The organism is Mycolicibacterium lutetiense (assembly GCF_017876775.1).
Taxonomy (GTDB): Bacteria; Actinomycetota; Actinomycetes; order Mycobacteriales; family Mycobacteriaceae; genus Mycobacterium; species Mycobacterium lutetiense.
In genome coordinates this window covers 1-22,555 of sequence record NZ_JAGIOP010000002.1, presented here as the reverse complement: position 1 = coordinate 22,555, position 22,555 = coordinate 1, and the positions used below count along the sequence as shown (strand labels likewise).

The window sequence follows — 22,555 nt, the reverse complement described above, 5'->3', positions numbered from 1 at the left end:
TAGCCGCGGATGGCGGGCATGGTTTTACCCACGAAAACACCGTCTCCGTGGCCGAATGGCGAGGCAGCGGCGCAGCAGTCGCGCGTACACCGGTTCGATTCCGGTCGCAGACTCCGCGCCGCGTCGCACCCCCGCGTCGTGTCGATTCTTGTAGATACTGGCCGCCCCTGCCCACCTTCCTGCGAGCGAGGAGCGACGCCATGGACCGCATCGGGTATCTGGACGGTCACCCTGATGTCCGGCACCTGGAGTTCGTCGACAAGCAGGGCAACACACTGGTCGCTGTCGATGCGCATGTTGATCGGGAGTCCGGTGAGCGGGTGGCGGTGTGCCAGAACTGCGTCTGGGTCGAACGCGGAAACGATCGCGATCAGGTTGATGCTGCCGCCACGGCACACTTTGACGAACACCGCGCCCAGCTTGGCCTGTAACCGTTCCGGCTTACTCGCCGGACCCGCCCCCATAGCTCAGTCGGCCAGAGCGGCTCACTCGTAATGAGCATGTCACCGGTTCGATTCCGGTTGGGGGCTCCAGGACGGCGCACTGCGCACGTCCGCGCCGCGTAGCGCAGGGAAAGCCTCGCGCACCTACCTTCTCGCGTGATCGAGGTCGCCCCGGTCGACCTCGCCGGCGAAAAGGAAGAACGGCGATGTTTGTATGCGAGTTCCAGAAGATCCGCAGCGGTGAGTATTTCGGACGCTCCGAGCATCCCGACCGCACTACAGCCGAGCAACACGCGACCGCTGAACTCGCCCTGCTCGGCGAAGATCCAGCCGACGTCCTGCTTGCGGTCGCAGCTGCCGGCTTCGGATGCGCAGACACCCGCGGCGACGGGTACGGGGTGCGGATCTTCGAGGAGTGACGCGGCTCGGTGCGGCATACCCGGTGCCGCACCCGGGATATGGCGCAGTTTGGCAGCGCGCCTCGTTCGGGGCGAGGAGGTCGTGGGTTCGAATCCCACTATCCCGACGCAGATTGCGCCTCGACGCAATCTCGATTTTGGAGACGTGGCAGAGCGGCGAATGCAGCGCCTTGCTACGGCGTAGTCGGCAGGTGCCGGCCGCGGGTTCGAGTCCCGCCGTCTCCGCTCCCGCATCACACACTGTGGAGCTCGCGGTCGCGCCGCATCTCGGCGTGATGCGCGCCTAACGCACCCTGTCCCGCAGGGTCCCCTCGGGTACATCGTCGAACCGCTGGGGCGCAGGTCCCTTGGTCACATCGGATTCGACCCGGCGAATTTCATCGTCGGCCTCCTTGTCCCCGCGGTTCAGCTGTCGAGTGCCCTGCGAGTTCAGCCCGCTTGCGGCGGATCAGCGCGCGGGACTGCTCTCCCATGTAGTTGATCGGAACGGCACCGAGCCGAATCGCCAACTCCCGCTTGGTGTCCGTCACGTCGTAGTGCGAAATCGCCGTCCCCGGCTTCTGGTGCCAGGACCGGCGCAGTCCGAGCTGGTCGGCGAAGGCGTGCAGTTCCTCGTCGGTATCGGCCAACAGATGCGACCACCGCGCGTTAAAGCGGCCGACCCGCGCCGGCATCCTCATATCGTCGACGTATACGGTCATCGCGGTCTCGCTTTCACCCTGTCGGCGACGTCGTCGGCGGCGAGCGACGCCTCCTCAGCTGTCAGACTCCGCAAACCTTGCGGGTATGAAGCGAACGGCTCCCACCCGACGTGGGGGTTGTCGTTCCATTTGACATAGAGCGCGGCGTCGGTGACCGCGAGAACACGGCCAACACGTCCGCTGTGTCCGATCGTCACCTGGTCGCCCTTGTGGAACCCGTTGTTCATTTCGCCGCTTTCAGAGATGACATGACATGCCGGTGAGTTTCGCTCCACTGCGGGCCGGCGTCCAATGACAGGCCCCGACACGCGGACGGGAAAGTCAGGTGTCGCCCTGCCGGACGAAACGATGCCGTGATCGAGGTCAAGACAGGACCCTCAAGACCACAACTTCGTCGTCGGCGTAGTCCCAATCGACCGGTGCTCCCGTGACGACGTCGCGCAGGTTCCAGCGACCGGTGGAACGGCGGCAGCCGTTGTACTTCGCGATCTGGCTGGGAGAGCCCCAGTGGTCCCAGTCGTCATCATCGAGCGCGACGATGTAAGCCCATACGTCCGGATCTGCGGTGGCGGGGTCGATGATCGAATCAGGGATGTCCATTGGCCCCTACAGTCCCCCGAGCTCGTTCTTGGCCTCGGAGATGTACTCCTCGTCGGTGTGAACGCAGCTGTCATAGCTGGACAATTCGCTGCCGTCGGGACCGTAGATCGTCACGATGTCCGAGGATTCGGAGTCACCACAATCGTCGACTTCCAGCCGGTGCGTTGCACCTTGATGGTCGAAATAGACTGTTCTCACGATGTCGCCTCCGGATGGTTGGGTGTGCCGGGGGCAACGCTGCTTCAGTTTCCGCAGCGACAGCGAGTGCGGCGCGACGAGAAGCGGCGCAGCTCCCCATCTGACACGACACCGACGAGTACAGAATGCTGCGCGCCTGTTCCCGGATTCCCGATCCACGGGTAGGCGCACACCGAGGCATCACACTTCGGCGATCTGAAACGATCCCGATCCGCCCTGCGGGAGGCCATCAAGGCCGGGGACCAAAGTGGTCGAGCTTTCGCCCGGCAGGGGCCGTACATTGCCGTGCTCATCGTCTGAGCGCGGGCAGCAGCGCCACCCGGGCGTCACGCCACGCCTGACCGCGGCATCCCAACCGAGTAGTGTTCGAAACTATGTTCGATGATCTGGATCGCTGGGTGACAACCGACGACTACCCCACGCTGTACAGGGTGGACAGACCCGTGTGGGTTCACTTCCAGACTCTGTTCCCCGACCTCGGTAAACGCCTGACGGGGGTCCCGATGTGGTTGAGAAGCGGCGGTCTCCGGATCGAACCGTGGCAGCGAGGCCGACAGGTGGCCTGGATGCGCCGATTTCGATGGCGGCTGGTTGGCCGCAGTCGCCGTTCCCGTCTCCAGCGGGAACGGCATATCGAAACTCAACATGCAGCTGTGGCTGGAGCCGGCACAGTTCAGCGCTACGCCGCCCCCGGGATGGGTTGAGCCGCAGGAACACAGGACGTGACGGCAGGGCTGCTGTCACGTCCACCGCGCAGTGCCCCAGCCCACTAGGACCACGCACCAGCATCAGTCACTGAGAAGATTCAGGAGGTCAGCCAGGATCCGATCAGCCTTCGCCTCGATGTCGTCGAGGGTGTCGCTCACGCCGCTGAGTTTCTGAGCCGCGCGGTAACGAGCGGCGACCCCGCGCGAGAACATCGAAGGGTCCAGTTCTGGAACCTGCGGCGGTTCCGGTGCCTCGTCTTCTGGATCCAGCGTCGGTGTGGGTCGGTTAACCGGACGGTGCGCGACAGGCGCGCCCGCCAGATGAGTGGCAACGATGTGAGCGATCGACGGCGCGCTCAGTGGAACATCCAGAATCGGAGTCGCGCCCCATCTGTCGATGGGGGTCACGAGCGGCAGCGACGGCGGAGCTTGCCCTGTAGCAGGTACCGATTCGCCTCGAAGGAAAGCCGCCAGAAACCGAGGATTGGACAGGCGGTGCTGAATGCTCCTGATCCGCGCCCAGTTCCGATGAATGTCAACTGCTGAGACCCCGAGATGCACCAGATCATCCGGGGTGGAAAGCATTCCACCGTTCTCGTCCCGGACAAGGACCCGGTGTCCGGACTGGTCGCTACGCACATCGCCGATCCGCAGTGCTTCCATTCTCGTCGCGGGCAACCCCGCAGCTGCCAGAACAAGTACAAGTGCGTCCCGGCTGGCGAACAGCGCTGTCGGCCAGCCTTCGTCCGGCAGTCTGGTGATCGCGCCGGCCGCAGCAACAGCACGTTCCCGCAATCGGCCGCGGCGGCGGTCATACATCAATTGGCGCACCGCCTCGCCCCGTCCAGGCGTGGGCAGGCCTGCGCGTGCGTGAATCGCGTTGACCACTCCTACGCGGCGGCGCTGGGTGGCTTGACTGGCTGGGGTGGCGGCGACGAACTGCGCCAGTGTCAACGGATCCGTTGGCAGCGACGCACGTCCCGATGCGGTGCACCAGTCGCAGAACAGCTGCCATACGGCGCGTTCACGAGGCCCGGTCCCAGTCATAGCCCTAGGGACGTGACAGCGTTGCCGATCAGCGGAGCTTCTTCGCGGGCGTAGCGCTCAACCATTGCGGGGCTGCGGTGTTGTGTCTGGCGCATGATCGCGTGCGCGTCAGCGCCGTTGCGGAAGGCCTGCGTCACGAATCCAGCACGGAGGCTGTGCGCCCCGAGTCTGGTCACCGCCGTCGCGGAGTATCCGGCCCGCTCAGCGCGCCGGCGGATCGCGGCATGCACTGCGGCGCCGGACATAGGCCCCGTCGACAGGTTGGCAGTGCGCCCCACCGCACGGAAAATCGCTCGGCTCGAATCGATCCCGGGGACAGTGCGACCTCGGCAGAGGTGCTCGCTAAGCACGCCGTCGTCTTCAGCGACCAGCGCAATCACTGCGGGGCGTCCTCCCCTGTCGAAGGCTGCAACCACCTGTGCCCACCGCGCGTACGCACACGGAGGGCAACGGTCAGGCAGCTCGGCACGCGGCAGTGCGTGCACGGTTCCAAGTCCTTCTTGATCGGTTTTGGACCGCCGGATGTGGATGTGGATCCCATCGAGCGGATGCAACTCGACGTCTGATCCCCGCAGGTCAACCAGCTCGCTACGCCGAAACGCACCGGCGAATCCCATCAGCAGGAGCGCCGAGTCGCGCCGCTCCGCTACTGCGTCGGCCCAGCTGCCGACTTGGTCGCGGGCGGCGGCGACAATGGCCAGCACATCATCGGTGAGCAGCGGCGCCCGCGGCTTGCGGGGACGGTCCCCAGCGGCGGCATATTCGCGCCGTATGCCCGCCAGGGTGGTCCGCACCATCTCATGGTGGGTGGGCGCGAACTCTATTCCGCTCTGGCGATGTCGGTCGGTAATCGCCGCCACCCACTTGATCAAGGTCGTTGGCGCATAGGCACGTTGGCCGTCGGAGGTCAACGTGTCGGCAGCATCCACCAGGTACGCGGCCACCACCGCGGGGTGTGCTGGCAGCGCCTGATGCCCCTGCGCGGCACACCAGCGTTCGAACCTGCTCCAGGAACTGTCGTAGGTTCGGCGGGTTCCTGGCGACTGGGCACCGGAGGCGGCGCGCAGGATCCGTTCGCGCACACCACGGTCCAGCCCGGCCACGGAGCCGGGATCGGGGACAGCCGGTGTGGACACGGCCGCAGCCTAACCTCGCCGATCGACAGGTTGCCAGACGCGCCTGCACAGTCCAGCGCTGGTCGACGGTTCGAGAGCCACGGTAACTGGGGGTTGGCTGTGAAAACAGCTGTGACCGAGTGCCGCGTTGGCGGCGTTGACAGCGTCGATCGAAGCGCATCCGCTGCTCATCCAGTCCTCCCCGATGTCGTGTGAGGGGTGGGACTTTGCCGCTGCGATCCAGCTGCGCGGGCACAGGGCGCGGATGGGCAGACGCCACACGGCTGCGCGTTCAGAGTGTGCTTCGCCCCGTCCACCGACACTTTCGGCGTTGACGCGCGTTGTCATTGGCGCCTGCTAAGCATGGATCTGTGGGGACAACATTCCAGGTGCGCGAGGCATCTCCAGGTGACAACGAGCGGGCGATCGGGCTGATCGAGCGGTATGTCGGTATCGATTATCCGTGGCCAGAGCGGTTGGGCTCCGGGTCGAGCGCCCACGAGTGGCTTTCTCTGGTGGCGACCGACAGCCGCGGCGTCGTGTGTGGCGTCATCGGTGTTGGCCAGCCCACGGATAAAAACCTGCATGTCCTGCACCAGAAAGGGGGGCCGGCCTTCGATCCGGCGAAGGTCCCTTGGTGGAAGATCTATGTTCTAGCCGTGGATGAGGGCCATCGCGGCAGTGGAATCGGACGAGCCCTGCTAGATGCCACTGTTCGCCGGATGCCACGCAAATACGTTGGCCTGTACGGCAACGTCGAGCTGACTCGCACGGACTCCATTCAGTGGTATCGGCGTCAGGGGTTCTACATCAGCCCGATGTCCGGGCTAACAAGCACGCAACGCCCCCAGGACACCGACACGGTCGGCGTCGCCCCCTCGAAAGGTGAAGTAATCTTCCGCGGCTACCGCCAAACTCTCGAGGACCATCTCGCAGGTCGAGCACCTGCAGAGTGGGAACGCCGTATCGCCACAGCTGAGTTCATCCGCCAGAACAAGCAGCGTGAGAAGGCGGCGCTGGACCTCGGATATCGGCTTTATGCACGGCGGATCGCTGAAAACTCTGATGCCCAAAGCTGTGTGCATGCCAGCATGGGACCCCGCAACCTCTCGGTGTTCGGCTGGGACCCCAACCACATGCGTGTCTGTTGGGAGTGCGTAGGCCCGCACACCCAGAACATCAAGGGCTACGACGCTGACACCCTCTGCGACGGATGCGGTCGACACGACCGCGACACCCGGGTTTCCTGGGCGACCGATGACGACCAGCTACTTGTGGTGTTCGCCGGCCTGTGCCTGTCATGTCGACGTGGCGATGTCCCGGGAGTGTCCACCCGATCGTAAGTACCGTCGACGCCTGACACTCCGCCATTTGGCGCCACTATGGCGGATCTCTCCCCCGTCGAACGCAGCGTATCCACATGAAAGGACGCTGTCGGTCAGCCTCGCCGGAGCGGGTGCCGAAGGACAACCGGTAACACGGAACCGCACAACTCATCGATCAGCGACGCCGAGTCGCGGCCGCCGCATAGGCTCATCGGACGCACGCGTTCGACGGACAGGGGGCACACAGGTGGGGACGATCCATGAGGTGATGGAGGTGTTCCGCGAGGCGCCGTCGAACTCCGAGCGGGGCACCAAGTTCGAGAAACTGATGGTGCGATACTTCGAACTCGACCCGATGCTGTCGCAGCAGTACGACGCGGTGTGGCGGTGGGTCGACTGGCCCGACCGCCCCAAGGGCAAGATCGATCTCGGGATCGACCTCGTGGCACGGGAGCGGGACACCGGCGAGTACACCGCGATCCAGTGCAAGTTCTACGAGCCCACTACGACGCTCGCCAAGAGCGACATCGACTCCTTCTTCAACGAGTCGGGGAAGAAGCCGTTCACCAACCGGATCATCATCTCCACCACCGACCGGTGGGGTCCGAACGCCGAGGCCTCCCTGGAGAATCAGACGACCCCGGTGCAGCGGATCGGCCTGGCGGAGATCGCCGATTCGCCGATCGACTGGGACGTGAGCCTGGTCGACGGCGACATCCAGGTCGACGTGTCGGAGGCGACCCGCCACGAACCACGACCGCACCAAGCCACCGCGATCGACAAGGTGTTCGCCGGCTTCGCAGCCGGCAACGACCGTGGCAAGCTGATCATGGCTTGCGGAACCGGCAAGACCTTTACTGCGCTGAAGATCGCCGAGCGCACCGTAGCTGAGAACGGTGGCAGCGCGCGGATCCTATTCGCCGTCCCGTCGATCTCCCTGCTCAGCCAGACGCTGCGTGAGTGGACCGCACAGACTCAGCTGGATCTGCGGGCGTTCGCCGTCTGCTCCGACGTCAAAGTCTCCCGCGCAGCGGAGGACATCAACACCTACGACGTCGCGATCCCGGTGACCACGAACGCCGCGAAGCTCGCCTCCGAGATGGAGCACCGCAAGCGAGCCAAGGGGCTGACCGTCGTCTTCACCACTTACCAGTCGCTGCCGGTCGTCGCGGACGCGCAGAAGCTCGGAGTGGCCCCTTTCGACCTGGTGATTTGCGACGAGGCGCACCGCACCACGGGCGTCACCCTGGCTGGCGACGACGAGTCCAACTTCGTTCGAGTCCACGACGCGGACTACCTCCACGCCGACCGCCGCCTATACATGACCGCCACCCCGCGGATCTTCGACGAGAACGTCAAGGCGAAGGCGGAGGAACACTCCGCCGTGTTGACGGGGATGGACAACGAGGAGGACTACGGGCCGGAGTTCCACCGCCTCTCGTTCGGGGAGGCCGTCGAGCGTGGCCTGCTGACCGACTACAAGGTTCTGGTCCTCACCGTGGACGAGGAGATGGTCGCCGCTCCGCTGCAGGGGCAGCTGGCGGGCGGGGAAGGTGAACTGCGGCTCGACGATGCCACGAAGATCGTCGGGTGCTGGAACGGGCTCGCCAAGCGTGCCGGCAAGACCCCCGACGGTCAGGGCTTCGTACCGGGTGCGCCCCCGATGCGCCGGGCCGTAGCGTTCGCCAAGGACATCGCGACCTCCAAGCAGGTCGCCGAACTCTTTCCGAAAGTCGTTGACGCGTACCGGGAATTGCTCACCGACAGCCAGGACGACGGCGTCGACATCAACACCACGAACCTGGATCTCGCTGTGCAGGTCCGCCACGTCGACGGCACCTTCAACGCACTGGAACGCAACCGGGAGCTGCAGTGGCTCAAAGCGCCGCTGCCGGAGGACGAGTGCCGGATCTTGTCCAACGCGCGGTGCCTGTCCGAGGGGGTGGACGTTCCCGCCCTGGACGCCGTGATGTTCCTGCACCCGCGCAACAGCGTCGTCGACGTCGTGCAGTCCGTCGGCCGCGTGATGCGCAAGGCCGAAGGCAAGGACTACGGCTACATCATCCTGCCGGTGGCCGTCCCGGCCGGGATCTCGCCATCGCAGGCCCTCGGCGACAACCGGCGGTTCAAGGTGGTGTGGCAGGTTCTTAACGCCCTGCGCGCCCACGACGACCGGTTCAACGCGATGGTGAACTCGATCGCGCTGAACACCGCGAACCCCGGCACGGACACCGGTCACGGATCGGATCGCCTACTCGGCGGGCACATCGGCCCGACCGTCGACAACCCCGAAACATTCGGCGCCGAAGGACCGACTACCGCCGCGGAAGGCAGCACCGAAACTGCCGACCCCGCAGCTGGTGTAACCGACGGGGACGGATCCGGCGGCGGTGGTGGTCTGGCTTCGCAGATGGCGCTCTTCTCCCTGTCGGAGTGGCAGGAGGCCATCTACACCCGCATCGTCGACAAGGTCGGAACCCGAACGTACTGGGAGGACTGGGCGAAGGACGTCGCCGACATCGCGGCGGCCTTGATCACCCGCATCGGCGCCCTGCTCGACGGCGCCGACAAGAAGGTGACCGCGGCGTTCGACCGGTTCCTGCGGGGCCTGCGCGACAACCTCAACGACTCCATCACCCGAGACGATGCGATCTCGATACTCGCCCAGCACCTGATCACCGCACCTGTCTTCGACGCGTTGTTCGCCGGCCACGAGTTCGCTGCGCACAACCCCGTATCCAAGACGATGCAGACGATGGTGGACGAGCTCGGCGGTGCGGGTCTCGAAGCCGAGACGGCGCATCTAGAGGGCTTCTATGACTCGGTGCGGATCCGTGCGTCGGAGGTCGGTTCTGCGGACGGTAAGCAGCGGGTGATCGCCGAACTGTACGAGAAGTTCTTCAAGATTGGCTTCGCCAAGCAGGCCGAGGCCCTGGGCGTGGTCTACACCCCAGTCGAGATCGTGGACTTCATCCTGCGGGCCGCCGACCACGCGTCGCGGGAGGCGTTCGGCCGCGGTCTCACCGACGAGGGCGTGCACGTGCTGGATCCCGCTATTATGCGAAATTTTGACGTCTCAAGAGACATCAAAACGGCCTGCGCCTAGACGTGGTTTCGCGCTAATTCTGCGGAGAACGCGCAACTTGAAATCCCGGGTTCAGAAGCGAAGCGTCATATCCCCTTTGGCTTGGTCGCGTCGAGGAACGCGCCGAGAGCATCGAGATTGTGCGCCCAGAAGATCGTGAGGCCGTCCTGCTGCGCGGACTCCAAGTTGTGCACCTTGAATACCCCGGAAAGCACGGCGGCGGGCACGACGAGCTTCCTTCCGAAGTCCTCGATCCAACGAACGGCTTTCACCGCTGCATCGTTGTTGAGGCGCTTGACGCTGTTGGTGGAGGAATTGGAAACTTTGCACTCGATGGGCATAGCGCGACCGTCCCAGAGGCGCACGATCAGGTCGGCCTTGCGTTCTCCGAACAGGCTCTCGCGGCAGAATTCACCCTGCGACGGTAACTCGCTGAGGTTGGTCACCGTTCGGGTAGGAACTTGGACGAACCCCTGACTGATCAAGTATTCGGCGACGTGGTCTTCCTGCTCGTTCTTCGACTCGTTGCGCCGTGCCGTCTCCACCTTTCGGGCAGCGATGAGCGCTGCCGTGGAGATTACGGCGACTTCCCGCTCTGTCGGTGTGGGCTCGCGGTTCTCCGATACCCAAGGGAATCGGTTGCGGTCGAGACCCTGCATCACCGTTTCGATGACCCGTTGTGCCCCAGCACCATCCTCAGATGTGAGCTGTTTGGTGCTCAGTCGCGTATCCGCGATCTCCTTGAGGTCGTCCTCGCTGATGGGTGGAGCGGCGAGATACCTGATGGAGGTCAGCATGTCGGAAGATTTAGTGAGAAGGTCTACGGCTTGTTCAGTTATCTGTGACAGGTCAACTGTGCCTTCGATCAGCTCCTCAATGGTCAAGCGGAACTCCTCAAAGCGATCCAGGTACTGCTCCAACGGCTCCTGCATTCGCAGTTCCACGAATTCCCTTCGCGCAGCCTCGGCGGCAGCAGCGAACTGCTCCTTGGTCCAGCGGGGTGACGGTGCTGGGGTCACGCGGTGACACCTGCTGTGAGCATGTCGATGTTGGGCACCACGATGCGTTCCATTTCCTTCGGCTCAAACTTCGTCAATCCGCCTGCGTACGTACGTCCTTCAGTAAGCGACACAGCAGTGCGCAGGTACGCGCCAAGGTTGTCCAGCACTGTGGTGCTCAGCTCTTGCCGCGGGTACAGCCCGTGCGCAATGTTGATGTGTCGGGCGTCCGCTTCGTTACGCACGAACGCGGGTGGGCGCCGCGCCATGTAGGTCGCAAGTAGTGGTGCTGCGTTACGAAGACCAACGCTCCACCACGCTCTCCGTGTGGCGGCAATATATCCTTCGTGCACCTTGCGTCCCTTGGCAATTCGGAGGAACTGGTCGATCTGCCTGCGATCATTGCTGTCGAACTGGTCCAGGTCCACGGGCAGGTCGATGACTACCTTCAACCCGTTGGGTGACGCCAAACGGTCACCTGCGCTGAACAGTTCGTGAGCCTTCGTGATGGACGGGAACAGGACACTTTCAGGGAGCTTAATGTCGGTGTGACGCTGCACCCAAACAGCATTGGCGCCCGTCACCGCGCCGCGGTGCACTCGGCACAGCTCTCCGAGTTCGACGTACCCGGTCGGCAGTTTCGGGGTAACCCGGGTTAGCACGGACCAGCGACTCGACTCGGTTAGCCGTTGGCGGGACACCCTGCGCCCCTTGCTCAGATTGCCTAGGTCGCTCACTTTCTCGACACGACGCAACTTCATCGACGCTGGGGCATCGCCCACCTTGAAGCACGTGATCGCGCCGGTGGTCGCTGCATCGGCAAATGGCGCGGCTGAAGGGTCCAGGACGTGGATCGACTCGCCGCCCAGCCCGTCCAGCAGGAGTTGACGAACCAGGCTGCCGTAGTTGACATCCATCCATTCACTTCCTGTGATGAATGTCCCGAAGTCGCCAGGCCTGCCGAGTTGCGCGGTGGCAAGGAAAAAATGCACGTGCAGTCCCGCTAGTCCGCTCGCTTTCAGGCCACGTGCCCGAGCAGTGTCGACGAGCCACTGCTTCCATTCGGAGTTGATCTGATGGTGACGGACGTACGGTGGGTTGCCGATAAACAGGGTCGATCCATCAACTTCAGGGAGATCTAGTGCGCGGTAGTCGCCGAGGCGCACCTCAGTGCGGTTACCTAGCTCGTGCACGGCGATGTTGGCGCGGAGCATTAGTGCGGCAACAGGGTCCACCTCGGCGGCAACCACCGAGGCGCTGGGGAACTTCTTGGCTGCCGCGACTAGGTACCGTCCAGAGCCTGCGCCGGGGTCCACGACGCGGGTGGGAGTGCCCTGCGCCGATGCCCAGGCGGTCATCGCGGCGATGATCGGCGACGGGGTGTATGTCTGCCCAAGTGGACGGCGCTCGGCGGGAGATAACAGGCGGCAGTACGTGTCACCGAGTGGATCAGCCCCGCGTTTGATCGCTGCACGTGCACGCGCCACCGCGGCGGATACCAACGGGGATTCCGCTGCGGAGACAAGCGCCTTCTCGTCGGAAGACAGCTCACCCACGGTGTCCGCGCCAAGGTCCACGCAGAGACGTGCGAGGTCGCTAAGAGAGTTCACGCCGCCCATACCCGGGATCGTCTCACCTACCACCGACGAGGAGGTGACGATGCGCCTAGCCACGGATACGGAAGACGCCGGGTGAGACGCGCTCGAAGTACCGTTCATCCTGGAGTGCGGAGCGGTACGAGGATTTTGGCGCTTCACCGATCTGTGGCATGAGGGCTGCCGTGATTTCGGCGATGCTGGCGGGCTCCCCCTTCTTGCCAGCCAGGTATTCGCGCATCGCGTTCTTCACCTCGCCGTGGGGGCGACGTCTACGTTGCTCGTCAGTCATGGCTACCTCCAATCCGAGATGTCGACTCTATAACGTCGACATTAGCAAGTGACTTGCGCATCCTCGTGCAGAACTACTGAAGTCGTGACCTGAGATGTCCCCAAGCACGTGGATTACCAGCGTCTACGATTCCGTCTGGCAGCCAAGGGCGTGACGGTGCCAGTCGGCACCTCTCCATTTTTTGCACGCAACTGTGCGTGAAGTTCTGCGATGACCGTGACGGCGGCTTGGTTCTTGCGTTCGAGGTCGGTGTTGCTTTGCCGCAACGTCGCGATGGTCTGCTTGAGCTTGGTGACTGTTCCCTGCAACTCGATGATCTGGGAGTCCCGCGGTGCGACCCGGGCGCCGACAGCGGTATTCCAGTCGGCGAGGACGGCGTCGGCCCGGTTCATGGTGGCGCGGCTGACACCGGCTTCGACGTGCAGGTTGGCTTTGGTGAGCCGCCCGTCGGTCCGTCTGGATTGGCCTGTGAGGAGTCGCTGCATGGCGTCGCGCAGCTTCTTCTCCGTCGCAGGGCTGACGGCGGTCACTTGGGGTCCTGCTGGGTGATTCGTCGGACGTCGGCGAGTTGGGTTTCGAGGCGCTGGCGGTGGACGGTGGCCATCTTCTTGTCCTTGAGTTTCTCGACGAGGTCGGCCTCCTCGTGGCGCCAGACCGGGAGGTGTTTGTCGGTGATGACCGAGTTTCGGCAGGTGGCCGGTTGGCACATGCTCGGGATGGGTCCGCCAGCTTTAACTGCGGCGGACGCGCCTTCCAGGCAGAGTGCCTTGCTCGGGTCACCGAGGCAGTGGTTGAGGGTGCCCAGGCGGATGGTGGCGAATTCGTCGCGCAGCAGGTTTCGGAGCATGCGTTCGTTGCCTACCGCGGCGGTGCTGCCCGCACGGTCGGTGACGCTGTCGAGGCTGTTGACGAATGTGGTCGCGCCGGGGCCGCGCACTTCTCGGTCACCGTTGGCGTGCCGTGCCCAGTCGGCGACGAGTTCTGCGGCGGCGGCCTCCTTGGCGTGGTGTTCAAACTCTTTGGCCCACTCCGGTGTGGGTGCCCCATACCCACTGGTAGTCGCGTTGGCTAGTGCTCGTGTGGCGTTGTGCTTGAGGGTGATTCCGAGGGCGATCTCGCCGTCAGGTTCGTTGGCGGTGATGACGGCCATGGTTCGGCGAAACATATGCGGCGCCAACGCTGTTGCGAGGATCGGTTCCAGCCCGTTACGGGGTGAGTGGTCGTTGACCCAGTTGATGAACAACCGGATCTGTTCGTGCTGGTCGAACCCGGCGAGGTCACGGTTGACGCCAGTGCGGACGCTGCCGAACAGTCTGCCTGGGTCACGGGTAATGCGTTCTGCGACTTCGAGGGCGCGAACGACCGGCGGGCTTACCCACCAGCGCTGTGGTGTACCCGCACCCGTCTGGCCTTTATGGACAGTGCTGGTGATCGCGGGGGCGCCATAGTGCGTGCCGATCGCTCCGGCGGCGATTCCCTGGACTTCGCTGTCCCGCATCATCGTCATGATTGCGACGAAAATATAAGCAGCGTTGCGGATTTGGGTGAGCTCTTTGCTTACGATGACGCGGTCGAATCCGCTGATCCATGGCCCACGTGTCCCGTCGGGTCGATCAACGACGGTGGGTGGAACGGAGGAGTAGCCGAACTTGGTGGGCACGCCGCCGGCGATCGCGTCGCGGACTCGTTGCCGTCGGGCTGGTCCGCTGCCGTTGTAGAAGTTGACTGCCCGGATCCGCGGCGTGGTACATAGTGCCAGGCCGTCCCAGTTGATCTCGCCGGCTTTTCCGCGTCCAAGCGTGTAGATGTGCAATGGAATGAAGGCATCGGGCGAGGTCAGCCAGGAGTTGATCGCTTTGTCGATGGTTTGTGCTGCTGGCCATTTTGCGGGATGCGGACTGGCATCCAGGGTTTCGATGTCTTCGCGGGCCGCAAGGACATCGGGGGCGAATACATCGATGTAGGTCCAGCAGGCGCGGATCAGCGGCCAGAATGCGTCCGGGGGGATAACCGGGGTCTTGATCTCGCCCGAGCTCCCGGTCTTGGACGCCCCCACCGTCACCCGCAACCCACCGTTGTGCATCAGGGGTCCGAATTCCACCAGGTGACGCAGCAGATCCTTGGCGGAATGCTCGGCGGTGGGCGCGCGGGTGGCGCGGACCGATGCGAGATAGGCCTCGCTGTCGTCGTCGATCCATTGCGACAGATCAGCGGTGCGATCATGGTCCTCAGCCCATCTCGCGAGGTATCGGAGCTCGGCGAGCGTGTGCTGGATCGACTTGATCTTGTAGGGCCGGTTGGACCGGTAGACGTGCGCTTCCCGAAGGATGCTGTGGGTCGGCTGCAGCATGGCCATTGCCAACGTCTTGGCGATCGGCACCCATGCCTCGGGGAGACCATCGAACCGCAGATGCGCACGAGACGGACTCAAGTTGGGGGCGATTCCGCCGGCGGTCAGATCCCAGCGGGGCATGTCACCGAATCGCGGTTCAGGGCCGGGTGCAATGCGGCGGGAAGCCGGTAGGACCGGTTCGTCGGCGGCGAAGGGTGGATCCCACGCCGCCGAGATCGGTGATGTGAGTTGGCGGGTCACTGTTCTGCCCTCTGTCCGAGCGGTCGATGAAGGTGAGCGGTTTGTTGGCGCGCTGCTTCGATGTGGTCACTGGTGAATTCATTGAGCACGGCGTCGATGTTGACTCGTTGCTGGCCGTAGATTTCACTGAACTGTATTGGTGGCATGGTCTTTTCGATGTCATCTAGCAGGTCGCGGTATATGACGAGGCGTGGTAAGTGGTCGCGGAAGATGACCGCGTTGCGACACTGCAGACACAGCGACGGCGATGCGTGGCACAACGAACCTGTCTGTCCCACGGGCGGTTCGTAGGGGTCTCGGCACGCTGAAAGTGTCAGCTGCTGCTCGGTCGGTGATTCTTCTGCGACTGACGCGACGAGGGCAGCTACATCGGAGTCAATTGGGCTGGCGGCGACGTCGGCGGCCGTCGCATCGATAAACGTCGGTCCATTTGATGCACGGTCGAGGACTTTGCGTTGGGCGCGCAGGACCGTCTGCGCGGCGATGGTGTGAACCGTGGTGGTCTGGGCGTAATGTCCCCTGAAGACTTCGACGGAGTGGTCGTCGCCGGCTGCGCCGTTGAGAGTACCGAGCAACGCGGCTCGCGCGCTTTTCACCGTCTTGCGGATCCTACGCATGTCGTGTGGTTCGCTGATTGACAGTCCATAGCGCCCGATCAGCTTGTTGAGCGAGTTGGGGCCGCCGAAATGCCTTGCACGGATGAAATATTGAGGATACTCGTCGGCGCGCCGGTTCCGGGCTGAGCGAATCCCTGTCACCCAGAACAGGGGCTCGTCGGGCGTGAGTGCGTGCGCATGCTGCATCGCGTGTGCGGCGCGTCGAATGAGGTCGCCGGCCTTCCATCCCCACGGCGGCTGTTGCGTCGAGGGCAGGGTGTGCCAACGGATTCGTTGCGCCCGCAGCTTGGTCGCTCGCACCCTGACAGACGAGTCTCCGAACTCGATGTCGCTGCGAAGGAGTCGGCGGCTCTCTTCGGGTGCCCACCCCGTTTGCAGGTGGAGTAGCACTCTGATGGCGAGAAGGTATTCGTCCTCTGGCGTGAGGTAGGCGCCCACGGCCGTCACCAGCGGGCGGGCCTTCAAACGGGCATCCCGGTTGACGCCTGACTCTTGGTCGACGTCACATCCATTCAGCGCTCGACGCGGCCCGGCAAGATGGACATGGAACGAGTCGTCGTAGGGAAGGTTCCGCAGAGCCCACAGAACATTCTCGACCCGATTCCATCCGTCCGGGCGAGGATCCGTACCGGCCGCCAGGAGGGCGTTGCCGTGGGCGAGCCGTTCTTCGGTATCGCGCACGATCGTTCGACATGTCTGCTCGAGCTGGAGGCGTTCGTTGTTGTTGAACTCGTCGAGCGGCAATCCCTCCCACACGCTGCCGTCCAAGACCCATCCGCTGGCCCAGTCCGCAAGCACTCCATCAAATATCTCGTGCGATTGGAGATATCGAGCGACGTGATTGCGCAGCTCCATACCGAGGTCTTTCGCGTGCACGCTGGGCGGCGGAAAGCGCACGATCATCGCCGATTCCCAGTCGTGTAGCCGACGTGCAACATCCGCCCCATCGCCGGACAACGTGAGAAATCGGTCGGCGCGATCGGTTAAGAACTCGCCGACCCGTCTGATGACCCCGCCTTGCCGGGAGATCGTTCCGGGGGTGAGATCTAGTGTCTCAGCGCTCTCCTTCCACGCATCGGCGAGCTCGGCGACCAGTCGCGTGGCCACATAGTCACTCGGACTGATGCGGGCGGACTTCATCGGACCACCAGGCGGGAAGATAACGACTCGCGGTTCACGGTCATCGGGTGTCACGACGATTGCGCCTCCAGCTCGTCCAGAACGTACGTGGAGTAGTCGCGGGTGTCGTCGTTCCAGGATTCAAAAGCTCGCTGGATCAACTCATCTGACTCGTCGACATAGCGGAGGTAGACCATCGTCGTGGACGGGCTGGCGTGCCCGAGCAGGCGTTGCAGTGTCAGCAGCGGATTGTGGACGACATGTTCGCTGATGGTGCCGAATCCTGTTCTCGGCCGGGACTGCTCGAACTGCGCCGCTCTCCGTTGAAGGCTTCGCAGCATGACGACGGCGAATGTGTGTCTCAGGTCATGGGGTGTGACGGCCGGGGGCATGGTGGGCGTGGCGCTGCCGAAGGCGGCGAGGCGGTTGTTGGCGTCCTGGAAGGACTGATGCCAGCGTCGCTGTGACGGCGGGCGGCCGCCCTTGCCCACAAAGAGCGACATGGGCTCGATGGAGCCAGCCTCGTCGATTCTGACCAAGAGACGGCGCACGTCGGGAGGGATCGCAGCGAACTCATCGCGCTTATCGATCCCTTTGTACCGGTAGGTGAGCTTGCCTGCCGCCGGGTCAACATGTGTGACGACTGCCAGTGTCGGCAGCTTCCGCCGCAGAGCATTCTGAGCCTTGCGGACAAGGGATTTGCGTTCTGTGCCGCGGTAGAGTTCAACGGCCTTGACGGTCGAGGCCGGGATATAGACCCGCCGGCGACGCTCATTCTTCGCGCATGCTTCCAGCACCAGCGACGCGCCACCGTCGGATGAAGGCACCTCGACGTCCAGCAGCGTGGACCACTCGGTGAGACGCATACCGCTGGTCAGGGCCAGGTCGACCGCACACACGTTGCGGACGGTCGATTGGCCACGATAGGACCGGTCCAGCTCCCCAGAAGGCAGCTCTCCGCCAAAACCGATGTTACGCAGGGTAAGCCATTGCGCATGTGAGAGTGCTCGGACATCCATCTCCGTGTGTGGTGTCCTGGGAGTGACAACTGACCTGCTCCCGACTTGAATCCAGGGCATGCTGTCGCGCTGTCCAGTCTCGTACAGGTAGGCGAACAGGGCTCGAATGACGACCAGGTGTCGTGACCAGGACCGCGCTGACACACCTTCGCTGCGACGGTGCTTTCGGAAGGCGACGAGGTCGTGCTCGCAGACATTCAGCACCCCAATCCCTCTCGTGTCCAAGAACTTTCCGAACTCCAACGCGTCGCGGGCGTAGGCGTAAACCGAGTTCGGTCGCAGGTTCTGGCTGTATAGCCGCAGGAACGTGCACCATGGCTCCAGCGGCCGCATCTCGTCGTCCACGATGATCGGCGTACCGTCCTGGACGATTGGAGGATCGCCTGAGGCGAGGCCTTCGCAGTCGCCTTCGGATACGAGGTCCCAATCCGCGTAGTAGAGCTCCACTGGCGTTACCTTCTCCAGCCCGCGAGATGGGCTCGCCGTTCGGCAATGTCGTCGAACCCGACCTGCTCGTGTCCCTCTCGGTACAGCGAGGCCTCGGCGTGCAGCCACTTCCAGCGGCGCGAGTCGATCAGCTGGCCGAACTGGTACATGCGAAACTCGATGACGTCCGCGGGTGCACCAAACTGCCGGGACCACATGTGCATGTCGTTGCAGAAGCGCTCGTATGTCGCCGCCTTGTCTTCCGAGTAGTCGCGGCCGGTGAGCGTGAAGGCCGCGGCGCTGACGCGCGAATCCAGGATTACTGAACTTGGATCCGGCGAATCTCGGTCAGCAGTGAAGTAGAGGAATTTCGAGAAGAAGGCCGGCCCCAGTCGTGGAACTTTGCGGCGGATCGCCATGTAAGCGGAACGGATTTCGCCGCGATGGCTGGCGTAAGCAGCTCTGCGCAGAATGTCGTTGAGCCGGATCCGCTGGTCGCAACCGGCTGCGCTCGCCACGATCGTGGGTGCGTTTCGATAGTCACCCATCACGCCCCAGGCGAGAACGTGCCACAGGAAAGACACCCAATCCGCATCCGCGTTCTCCCGGCACTGTGCGGCGATTGCGAACAGCGCATCGCGATTGAGTTCGACCGGGTCAATCGCGATTCCGTGATCAGCCCACCAGGCACTCACTTTGACCGGGTCATCGATCTGACCCACTCGGCCGAGCACGTGCGACGTCAGCAAGTCACCGACGGCACCGTCCGACTCCTGCCACATACAAGAATCCGCCCTTCGGGGTTCATGTCCCAGCCTCCGGATCCGCCGCCCGTTGGCGCGTCAGTGCCGACGGTAACGGTGTGCAGACGGTTCGGTGGTGAGACACGCCCAAGTAGAGCGCATAACGTTCACCGGCACCGCCACGTTCCTGACCCGGCTGCTGCAGTCAGGGTTGGTCAAGCGGCAGGATCTGGAGCGGAAGTACGCCGGTGAGCTTCACGCCAACGAGATCATGTTGCTCGCCTACTACATCGCGGCGGTCAACATCGAGACCACCTACCACGCACTCACCGAGACGGAGTACAGCCCGTTCGAGGGGATCGTGCTCGCCGATACTTTCCAGATCACCGAAGACGGTGATTCGATGGACACGGAGATGTTCCCGCAGAACAACTCCCGGATCGTCAAGCAGCTCGCCGCGCCCATCCACGTCGTCGTCGGGAACCCGCCCTTCCGTAGAATGTCGGTGTGTTGTGGCAGGTTCTGTTGCTGTGGAACAACACGACGACGGCTCCCGGTGGAGGTTGTGTTGGGCGCGGCAGCCTAGCCGGCTGTATACCGCGCGGTCCGATGTCCTTGCAGACTTCCCGGACCTAGCGGAGCGTGAGGCCGCGCTCGGAATTCGTCCTGGGCAGCCGTTTCTCCTGATGGCCGATGGCCGGCCGGACGTCGAGGTCTTGGAGTTCTTCCGATCGGCGGTGTTCCAATCGTTGGCGGCCGGCTCGCAGGAGTCCTATGCGCCCGACATCCAGCTGTTTCTGTCCTTCCTGTCCGTTCAAGGCATCGATTGGAGAGCTGCCACATCCGAGCATCTCGCCGACTATGAGTTCTGGCGGCGACGCGACCAACAAAACCCGGATCGGGTTGGTGCAGCTACATTTTCACGGGATTTAGCGGCGATCAAGAAGTTCTACGACTGGCAGCAGTGGCGCGGCAACGTGACTGTGTCTCCTGTCGCCCTGCACAAACCCAGCTCGACCGGGGACTCGGACTCCACGCGGCTGCAGCCGAACGCGGTCCGCTCGGTCCAATTGAAATGGCTGACGCCCAGAGCCTACAAGCGCTGGCGCAACGTCGGCCTCGGCGGCTACCGCAGCGACGGGCGACGGGATGCGACGTGGCGAGGACGCAACGACGGCCGCAACCTGGCGTTCGCCGAAGCGCTGTGGTCGAGTGGACTGCGGCTGCGTGAAGGCGGAACACTGGTCCTGGACGAGATTCCCAGCGCCGACAATCAAGTGCGATACGCTAAGGCCCGAGTCGGGCAAGCCGTCGCGAAAGGCCGCGGCCGTGACTTCTGGATTAGCGCCGCAGCACTGAACCACATTGACAACTACGTCATTTCAACCCGAGCAGCAGCGGTTCACGGGGCCCGGTCTGAAGGTCGTTACGATGCGCTGACCGACATCAAGATCGTCGACACGGTGGACCATCATCGTCGTGTTCACTTCACCAACCGGGACGGAACCAAAGGAACGGTACCGCTAGACAGTCTCGACTGGAGAGATCGGCTCAACTTCTACATCACCACCGATCGCGGGCTCGAACCATGGATGGTGTGGCTGTCCGAAGGCGGTCTTCCGCTGCCGTACCGCACCTGGGAAGCGATCTTCTCCACGGCCAATAAGCGGTGTCAGACCCTTGGGGTAGACATCCATTGTCACCCGCATATGCTGCGCCACTCGTTCGCCCTGAGGATGTTGGTCACGTTGATCTACGCACACGAACGCAAGATGGGCATCACCCCTGCCGAACGGCGCGAATATCGCCATATCTTTGGTGACCCTTGGGTTTTGGTTCAAACGTTACTGGGCCACGTGAGCGTGGAAACCACGCGCAACTGTTATCTCGAACCCGTATCTGGCCTGCAGGTGGACCTGTTCCTCAACGACGACGTCGCCGAGGACACGTCGATCACCGACTTCATCACACACATCGCAGCCGTGGCTCCCGGAATTGTCGACGTCGAGGAGCAGTGAGCGGTGGCCTCGGGTAGAACAGCGGCACTGCCCGCCGGCAAGTACACCCGACCTGCCCGGGTAGGCCCTGCGCTTCGGCAGCTCTGCTTCACAGATGAGGCGGGACGCACTAGGACATTCACATTCAACGACGTCCGCGGACCCGCTGAACTGATCGAAGACCTGGTCACCGCACTGGCCAACGGGTCTCAATCCGGTGGCCGTTGGCGCACGCTGGCGACCGTGGATGCGGCGGTGAGTGCCGCGCGGCAACTCATCGCCTACCTGGGCACCGAGTTCCCCGAGGTCCACTCGATCGCCGACTTCGGCCCCGAGGTGTGGTGGACGTGGCGCGCTGCCAAGGAGAGCCAATCCCGCTGGCCGGGGCAAGTGAATCTCATGCGGACCCTCCTGTCGGAATCACCCCGACTTCCTGAAACCACACGCAAGGCGATGCGCGCCAAGGCCGTGAAGCCCCGGAAACGCTTGCCGAAGAATGACTCCTACAGTCGCGACGAGTTCGGACGGATCCGCAGTGCCGCCAAAGGCGAGGTCCGTCAAGCGCTCCGCAGAATCCAGACCAACACCAAGCGGCTGCACCAGTACCGCGAGGTTGGCGATGTCGGTGACGGAATCACGTTCAATGTCGGCGGGGAGCGGTGGAGCACCGGATCCCTGTTGGAGCATCTGTCGCGAAACGGGATGCTTCCCTCTCAGTACCTCGCCAACCGGGTGGTCCTCAAAGGCTGCTTCGACCTGGCCGGCGTGTCAAACCCGGCGCAGGCGCTGTTCCCGTCGATACGGGAAATCTATTGCTTGATGGTCCTTCTCGTATGCGAGCGAGGATTCAACCTCTCCGTCATGGACAACCTCACCGTGACCTCGTTCAGGGCATCCGACGGTGCCGGTGAAGACTCGATATACACCGTCAACACCGACAAACCGAGACGGGGAACCAAGCGCTACAGCGCCGAAATCCTCGCCGGCGAGGCCGGAAAACTGTGGGAGAACGCGGTCCGCTTGACCGAGCCATGCCGCGCGACGCTCGCCGAGCTCGGAAACCCGTCGGAGAAGTTACTCATTGCCCACCGGCACAAGAACCGCACCGGAGTCGGCCCGTTCCGGCAGGAATGGTTGACCGCGGGCATCGGAGATCACTACATGGCCGACGCCGGGCTGCTGGCAGACGACGGGACACCATTGCGGGTGAGTCTGCGACGGCTGCGGCTCTCCGAGCAGGTGTTGAACCAACAGGCCCGGCAGAACAGCGAAGCCGTCAGCGAGGACATTTACCGAAGCCCGGACCCGGCCACCGCAGAAGGGGCTGTCGACACCATCATCGACGGACAGGCCGATGCCGTCGCCCACGCCAAAGCCACCGTCACCATCCGCTCGCTGAGTGCCGCCGAGATGACCGCCGCCCGCGCCGCCCCGGAAACCGCCGCGACACAACTCGGCATCCCGGTGCCGACACTGAAGCAGCTGCTCGCCGGAAGCCTCGACACCGCCACCACCG

Annotated in this window: 18 protein-coding genes, 4 tRNA genes and 2 pseudogenes; 11 read left to right on the top strand and 13 right to left on the bottom strand. The window is 63.6% G+C overall.

Annotated elements, in window-relative coordinates:
• Positions 1-41: 41 nt before the first annotated feature.
• The 6 genes from JOF57_RS09080 (at position 42) to JOF57_RS09055 (ending at position 1,087) form a co-directional block, all read left to right on the top strand.
• Positions 42-113, top strand: a tRNA-Cys gene (locus tag JOF57_RS09080).
• Between the two features lie 87 nt (positions 114-200).
• Positions 201-431, top strand: coding sequence for a hypothetical protein (locus JOF57_RS09075; RefSeq protein WP_019344660.1), 231 nt, complete (start codon positions 201-203; stop codon positions 429-431).
• Between the two features lie 25 nt (positions 432-456).
• A tRNA-Thr gene (locus JOF57_RS09070) sits at positions 457-533 on the top strand.
• Positions 534-649: 116 nt separating this feature from the next.
• Positions 650-862: a hypothetical protein gene (locus JOF57_RS09065; RefSeq protein ID WP_019344659.1), complete on the top strand. Its 213-nt coding sequence runs from the start codon at positions 650-652 to the stop codon at positions 860-862.
• A gap of 33 nt (positions 863-895) precedes the next feature.
• Positions 896-969, top strand: a tRNA-Pro gene (locus tag JOF57_RS09060).
• 32 nt (positions 970-1,001) lie between these two features.
• Positions 1,002-1,087 (top strand) — tRNA-Ser (locus JOF57_RS09055).
• Positions 1,088-1,239: 152 nt separating this feature from the next.
• Here JOF57_RS09055 and JOF57_RS09050 read toward each other — a convergent pair.
• From JOF57_RS09050 to JOF57_RS09030, 5 genes are all read right to left on the bottom strand, one after another.
• On the bottom strand, positions 1,240-1,563 hold the full coding sequence (locus tag JOF57_RS09050) for a DUF4031 domain-containing protein (protein ID WP_019344658.1): 324 nt from the start codon (positions 1,561-1,563) through the stop codon (positions 1,240-1,242).
• A gap of 363 nt (positions 1,564-1,926) precedes the next feature.
• Entirely contained in the window at positions 1,927-2,163 is a 237-nt protein-coding gene (locus tag JOF57_RS09045) for a hypothetical protein (protein WP_019344656.1), read from the bottom strand.
• A gap of 6 nt (positions 2,164-2,169) precedes the next feature.
• Positions 2,170-2,361: a hypothetical protein gene (locus tag JOF57_RS09040; RefSeq protein WP_019344655.1), complete on the bottom strand. Its 192-nt coding sequence runs from the start codon at positions 2,359-2,361 to the stop codon at positions 2,170-2,172.
• A gap of 788 nt (positions 2,362-3,149) precedes the next feature.
• The gene (locus tag JOF57_RS09035; protein WP_019344647.1) at positions 3,150-4,115 is read right to left on the bottom strand and encodes a hypothetical protein; all 966 of its coding nucleotides are present in this window, start codon (positions 4,113-4,115) and stop codon (positions 3,150-3,152) included.
• Positions 4,112-5,251 (bottom strand): tyrosine-type recombinase/integrase, encoded by a 1,140-nt coding sequence (locus tag JOF57_RS09030; protein WP_019344646.1) that lies wholly within the window; start codon positions 5,249-5,251, stop codon positions 4,112-4,114. Before JOF57_RS09030 ends, JOF57_RS09035 begins: the two co-directional genes overlap by 4 nt.
• Positions 5,252-5,619: 368 nt before the next feature.
• Here JOF57_RS09030 and JOF57_RS09025 point away from each other — a divergent pair, with 368 nt between their 5' ends.
• Together JOF57_RS09025 and JOF57_RS09020 are read left to right on the top strand one after the other, a co-directional pair.
• Entirely contained in the window at positions 5,620-6,573 is a 954-nt protein-coding gene (locus tag JOF57_RS09025) for a GNAT family N-acetyltransferase (RefSeq protein ID WP_209915964.1), read from the top strand.
• A gap of 229 nt (positions 6,574-6,802) precedes the next feature.
• Positions 6,803-9,604 (top strand): annotated as a pseudogene (locus JOF57_RS09020) (restriction endonuclease); the annotation flags it as partial.
• Between the two features lie 122 nt (positions 9,605-9,726).
• On the opposite strand, the gene JOF57_RS09015 reads toward JOF57_RS09020, so the two are convergent.
• The 8 genes from JOF57_RS09015 to JOF57_RS08980 form a co-directional block, all read right to left on the bottom strand.
• Positions 9,727-10,659, bottom strand: coding sequence for a XamI family restriction endonuclease (locus tag JOF57_RS09015; protein ID WP_209912449.1), 933 nt, complete (start codon positions 10,657-10,659; stop codon positions 9,727-9,729).
• Positions 10,656-12,311, bottom strand: a complete 1,656-nt coding sequence (locus JOF57_RS09010) for an Eco57I restriction-modification methylase domain-containing protein (protein ID WP_307869928.1) — start codon at positions 12,309-12,311, stop codon at positions 10,656-10,658. The genes JOF57_RS09015 and JOF57_RS09010 overlap by 4 nt, the downstream gene beginning before the upstream one ends.
• Positions 12,304-12,525 (bottom strand): hypothetical protein, encoded by a 222-nt coding sequence (locus JOF57_RS09005; RefSeq protein ID WP_209912447.1) that lies wholly within the window; start codon positions 12,523-12,525, stop codon positions 12,304-12,306. Before JOF57_RS09005 ends, JOF57_RS09010 begins: the two co-directional genes overlap by 8 nt.
• Positions 12,526-12,638: 113 nt before the next feature.
• Positions 12,639-13,055 (bottom strand): hypothetical protein, encoded by a 417-nt coding sequence (locus JOF57_RS09000; RefSeq protein ID WP_209912445.1) that lies wholly within the window; start codon positions 13,053-13,055, stop codon positions 12,639-12,641.
• Positions 13,052-15,118, bottom strand: coding sequence for a hypothetical protein (locus tag JOF57_RS08995; RefSeq protein ID WP_209912443.1), 2,067 nt, complete (start codon positions 15,116-15,118; stop codon positions 13,052-13,054). The genes JOF57_RS09000 and JOF57_RS08995 overlap by 4 nt, the downstream gene beginning before the upstream one ends.
• Positions 15,115-16,875: a hypothetical protein gene (locus JOF57_RS08990; protein WP_209912441.1), complete on the bottom strand. Its 1,761-nt coding sequence runs from the start codon at positions 16,873-16,875 to the stop codon at positions 15,115-15,117. The genes JOF57_RS08995 and JOF57_RS08990 overlap by 4 nt, the downstream gene beginning before the upstream one ends.
• Before the next feature lie 50 nt (positions 16,876-16,925).
• Entirely contained in the window at positions 16,926-18,320 is a 1,395-nt protein-coding gene (locus tag JOF57_RS08985) for a tyrosine-type recombinase/integrase (protein WP_307869986.1), read from the bottom strand.
• A gap of 5 nt (positions 18,321-18,325) precedes the next feature.
• Entirely contained in the window at positions 18,326-19,081 is a 756-nt protein-coding gene (locus tag JOF57_RS08980) for an 8-oxoguanine DNA glycosylase OGG fold protein (protein WP_209915959.1), read from the bottom strand.
• 127 nt (positions 19,082-19,208) lie between these two features.
• On the opposite strand from JOF57_RS08980, the pseudogene JOF57_RS08975 reads away from it, so the two are divergent.
• The 3 genes and pseudogenes from JOF57_RS08975 to JOF57_RS08965 all read left to right on the top strand — a co-directional run.
• A pseudogene (locus JOF57_RS08975) lies at positions 19,209-19,535 on the top strand (hypothetical protein); the annotation flags it as partial.
• A gap of 193 nt (positions 19,536-19,728) precedes the next feature.
• Positions 19,729-21,060 (top strand): site-specific integrase, encoded by a 1,332-nt coding sequence (locus JOF57_RS08970; protein WP_234938090.1) that lies wholly within the window; start codon positions 19,729-19,731, stop codon positions 21,058-21,060.
• Positions 21,061-21,063: 3 nt separating this feature from the next.
• A partial coding sequence (locus JOF57_RS08965; RefSeq protein ID WP_209915956.1) for a hypothetical protein occupies positions 21,064-22,555 on the top strand: 1,492 nt, incomplete at its 3' end.